General features: G+C 34.4%; 4 protein-coding genes. 1 reads left to right on the forward strand and 3 read right to left on the reverse strand.

Going from position 1 to position 4,851, the window contains the following annotated elements; genetic code table 11:
* Positions 1-57 precede the first annotated feature (57 nt).
* Complete coding sequence (locus V7149_RS16060) at positions 58-543, reverse strand: low molecular weight protein-tyrosine-phosphatase (RefSeq protein WP_335346614.1); 486 nt, start codon at positions 541-543, stop codon at positions 58-60.
* A gap of 474 nt (positions 544-1,017) precedes the next feature.
* Between V7149_RS16060 and V7149_RS16065 the strand changes: the two genes are divergently transcribed.
* Entirely contained in the window at positions 1,018-2,115 is a 1,098-nt protein-coding gene (locus V7149_RS16065) for a UDP-N-acetylmuramoyl-tripeptide--D-alanyl-D-alanine ligase (RefSeq protein ID WP_438824123.1), read from the forward strand.
* Between the two features lie 303 nt (positions 2,116-2,418).
* Here V7149_RS16065 and V7149_RS16070 read toward each other — a convergent pair whose 3' ends face one another.
* Positions 2,419-3,381, reverse strand: coding sequence for a glycosyltransferase (locus V7149_RS16070; protein ID WP_335346616.1), 963 nt, complete (start codon positions 3,379-3,381; stop codon positions 2,419-2,421).
* Positions 3,378-4,328, reverse strand: coding sequence for a dimethylarginine dimethylaminohydrolase family protein (locus V7149_RS16075; protein ID WP_335346617.1), 951 nt, complete (start codon positions 4,326-4,328; stop codon positions 3,378-3,380). The genes V7149_RS16070 and V7149_RS16075 overlap by 4 nt, the downstream gene beginning before the upstream one ends.
* Between the last annotated feature and the right edge of the window lie 523 nt (positions 4,329-4,851).

The raw sequence follows: 4,851 nt of genomic DNA on the forward strand, positions 1-4,851 counted from the left end.
TAAAATCTCGAGTAATAAATAGAAGTTTTAATTTATTCATATAGCCTCCTATTTCTCTTAGACATTTGCATTATCTATATCTAACCCCTCACGTTTTATAATGTGAAACAATAGCTTTTCGCAGCTTTTCAATAGTAAGTTATAAGTCACCATGTGGTTGCCTGTCACTGAAGGGTCAGGGACATTTTTATTTTTCACTTCAGGAAGATAATCGAGCAAAAATTGGATTTGGCTAGTTTGTCCAAAACGATCCGTTAAAACGCTTAAATTTTCTTCGTCCATAATAACAATATAGTCAAAGGCTGAAAGATCATTTGCAGTCACTTGGCGCGAACGAATCCATTGATAGGGAATATTCATTTTACCTAGAAACTTACGAGTGGATTTAGATGGGCGCCTTCCCACGTGGAATTTATTAGTTGCTGCTGAATCTACAGTAAATTTTCTATCTAGCCCTTTCGTTTTGATTAACTGGCAAAATATAGCCTCAGCCATTGGCGATCGATTGATATTTGCTGCACATATAAAAAGTACTTTAATCATTTCTAACTCCTTTATACTAAGTTTTGAAAGACACATTATATGGTATGTCAGAAGTTTTAATATGTTTATTGATAAATAGGCCATTACCAATAATGGGAGTAAATTGGTTCAAATCCCCAAATCAAAATATTCCTTAAAACATATGATGGTAAAGGACAAGACAGAAAGGAATGAGTATTAGTGCATGATTTTACGATCGAGGAAATTGCATCGGTTATACAGTGTAAAATCGCAAGTTGGAAGACTAAAAAACCGATTAAAGGCTTTACAAATCGTCATAAAAACCCTTCTCCTTTTAGTCTAGTATTCTTATTTCGCCACGATTTGAATGAGGATAGCTTGATTGAAAGGTTGGTTAAGGGAAAAGCCACTGGTATTATTGTTAGCAGACAACACAAATTCCAAATCGATAAATTTGCTCAAGCAGGAATTGGTGTTCTTGAAGTAAATAATAGAAAAAAAGCATATCGAAATATGGCCAGATTATACCGTAGGCAATTTACTATTCCGATTACACAGGNNAAAACAACCACGAAGGAATTAATCGGCAGCGTTCTTAAACAGGAATATTCCACTTTAATAGGTGCAGGCAATTATAATTCTCCAGATGGGGTCGCATTTAACCTATCGAAATTGGAAGAAAGACATGAAGCGGCTGTTCTCGAAGCTGGGATGAAGGGGTTCGGTACGATGAGATTATCCAGCCAAATGATTCAACCCCAAATTGGAGTAGTTACATGCATTCATCGGGCACATTTACCCCGTCTTGGTACAATAGAAAACATTATTAAAGCTAAGGTGGAAATGGGTGAGTATTTATCTCCAAAGGGTATCCTTGTGATAAATGGAGATGATCCTAACTGCGCGGAATATTTAAAAGAAATTAAGTATCCGGGGAAAATTATTACTTTTGGTTTTTCTGAAGGGAATACTATTCGAGCAACAAATGTATATTATGAAAATTTTCAAAGCTTCTTTACTGTAAAGGGAAAAGGCTTTGAATTTGACTGTATGATGAATACATTTGGCAGTTATAATATTATGAATGCATTAGCGGCAATTGCCGTAGGGGTAGAGCTTAAAGTACCAATTAAGAAGATTCAACAGGGGATTGCTGAATTTTTCCCAGTAAAGGGCAGGCTGCAGATACTTTCTTGCCCAAATGATATTACGGTCATCCATGATAATGTAAATGCTAATCCAGATTCCACTAACCTATTATTGAACCAAGTCCCATATTTGCCTAAGAGACCCATTATTCTCGTTTTAGGAGATATGGAGAAGCCTCATACCAATGAAACATACGCCAAAAAAGTCCATTATCAAACAGGGGAAATAATCGGCGACTTATCGATTGAAAAATTGGTAGCGATCGGAAAATGGGCGAAAGAATATTGTCATGGAGCTAAATCAAAGGGCATCTCCCCTGATAAATTATCTTACTATAAACATGCAGATGAAGCTAAAAAGGATTTGCTTCAAATTGTACCGCCTAAATCAATCGTTATCTTCAAAGCCTCCGGTAAATATTGTGACTTAGAATCACTCATTAATTTGTTGAAAAGAAAATAGGGACAAGGGGTTATAAAACCATTCAAATGAAAAAGGCAGACCTATTGGTTTGTCTTTTTCATTTGTTTAATAGAGTTATTTATGCTTATGGATTCTTCCGTGTGACATTAAAAATAATACGTCCTTTTTTAAGGGAATAAAATTGTGGGAGAATCCCATATTAATCGGGTGATAAATGAACTGTAAAAGAGAAAGTGCCCAGTATTATGAGCAATTAGAGAATGGGATTGCGGAAATGGAAGCTACTATTGAGAGATTAAGAACGGAAATAAATGAGTTAATGGAAATGAAATATGCTTTAATTCATTTTGCTTTTCTAACCTTTTTTCCACCAAACTTAACCCCCCCTGAGTAATACTTCCAGACTGCAATCCAAGTCGTAAATGGATAAAACCAGAACCATAGAGGACTTAATAAAAATGTGAAAAATGGAAGAATTTTAGCACCATATAGAATTTGACCTATACAAGCTAATAATAGAACAATGATTGTTATAGTTATACAAAATAGACCAGCTACCTTTGGAGAAATGATAAGTAAAAGTAAAATAATAGGTAATACAAGTGCATACAGAGTAAAGCGAAATGGCATGGCCAAATTTTCATAAGCGTAACGAACTCTTTGCTCTAGAAATTTATTAAATGGAATGTCTTGAGTCGCTTCTAAAGAAGCATCTTTAACAAAACCAATCGAGTAACCAGAATTACGTAATTTTTCTTCGAGAATAAACTCATCAAATAAACCATCCCGGTTTGGGAAGCCTGTTTTTGAAATGTGCTCCTTCCTGAATGCTAAATGTCCACAATACTGTTTCCGTCTATCTAGTATATTAATAATAAACATTCCACACATGTCGATAAGGACAGTGAAAGGGAATTTATCGAACTTTGGCATCATCTTAAAGCAGTCATACTCATCGAAGTATTTGGATATTTTCGCTAGAGTTTCCCTCGTTATTCGATAATGGTCATCAATTAACAATACTTTATCATAAATTACATAATTTAATCCTGCATAGATTCCGTTCAGTTTATCATTATCACCAGTACGAAGATCTTCACTAGGAATAAAATGTTTAACATTGTTAAAAAATTTCAGTTTATTATTTATATAACGATAGACTTTGCAGTTACTTTCATCTGCAATCACAATTTGGCAATCATCCTCCTTTAATGCGACCGCCAAAGAGGCTATATGATTCACAAAGTCACTAAGATTCTTTTCATTATATTGTAATTTGATTGGTATTAATATAGATATCTTCATTTACATTCCCTCCTGATTACACCAGTCAGACAATGTACTGAACCTCCTCCTTTCATAAGCTCAGTTAAATCAACTTCAATACAATTTACTCCGCAAGATCTATATTTACCAATACTATCTTTTGCACCTTTATTGATCACTATTGCCTCGTCATTAAGGGTAATGAAATTAATTGACATTTTCTCATCTACCTCTGTAAGATTTGTGAGTTCAATAATGGTATACCCATGGCGTTTTAAAGTAGAATAAATTTCATATGATGCCCTTCTCGGAACTAAAGCAGCATTTTTTGAATTGATTAGATTAAAGACACCATCAAGGTGTCCACACCCGTAGGTAGTCTGGATGACTTTAATTTCTGTAATCCCTTGTAATTTAAGTAAATTATATACAAACTTAACAGCTTCATCATTTGTACGTAATCCAATACCTAAAAACGCTAAGTCTGGGTTAACTATAACTATGTCAGGGCCTTCTAAAATCATATTATTGTGAGCGCTCGCAATAATTGGTATGCCAAGTTGAGATACTGTTTTCGCTAATATTTGCTCTTCACCAGCTCGAACTTGAGAAGCTAATCGAGAAAGAATAGCACCTTCTGATGTCATTGTAAATGTATCCCTAACAAATATTATATTGGGGAAGTAATTTGCTTTATCATCAATGATATAGTCAACCTTGACACCATTTTCCCTATAAACCTGAGCAAGTTGGTCATGTTGAAATCGAGCTTTTTCAACATCCATAATGGATGTCCAAAGTACTGAATTAGGCTCTTCAATGTTTTCAATCTCTTTTCCAGGTCTGCGTAGTAATACATGCTTTAATACATCCGTCTCTGAAGATAACCCAAATTCGTTCCATATTGTTCCAATCTCTTCTGTATGATATTCTTTGCGTCCTACCCAACCCTCGCCGCCATGTGCAGAGTCAACAATACTTTTCAAAAATTATCATCCTTTCTGATAAAATATATTGTAACTGTTGAATAATCTATTTTCTTAAGTTTACTAGTTAATATTAATTTAGTTTTGAGATCTAAATTGGTTAAAACAATTTTAAGAATTTGCTTTAATTGGTTGGGAATTCCATTAAGCTTCTTTAATTCCATACGGTAGAAATCCTCTGAAGTATAGACGACAATTGGGGAGAGGTTAAATAGGCTAATTACATAATATATAGAACAATTTGTCCTATTTCTAAATATGAGGGATGGCTTTATTTAGCAGGTGTGATGGATTTGTATTCCCGAAAAATTGTCGGATGGTTGATGGATAGGACGATGAATTGGCGTAGTATCAGGCACATGTTGGTTTCCATACTAGACTCAGATTTGCACATAGGCTACCCTCCAATCCAATTTGCAATTCCAATCCCTTATTCCAATTTTATTAAAAATTATGAAATATGTTACATTTATTTGCATCTAAATAAGAAAAACCAGGCAAAACTGAACTGTAACCTATAAAG

Origin of the sequence: Bacillus sp. JJ1503 (assembly GCF_036965125.1) — a bacterium.
Classification (GTDB): domain Bacteria; phylum Bacillota; class Bacilli; order Bacillales; family Cytobacillaceae; genus Cytobacillus.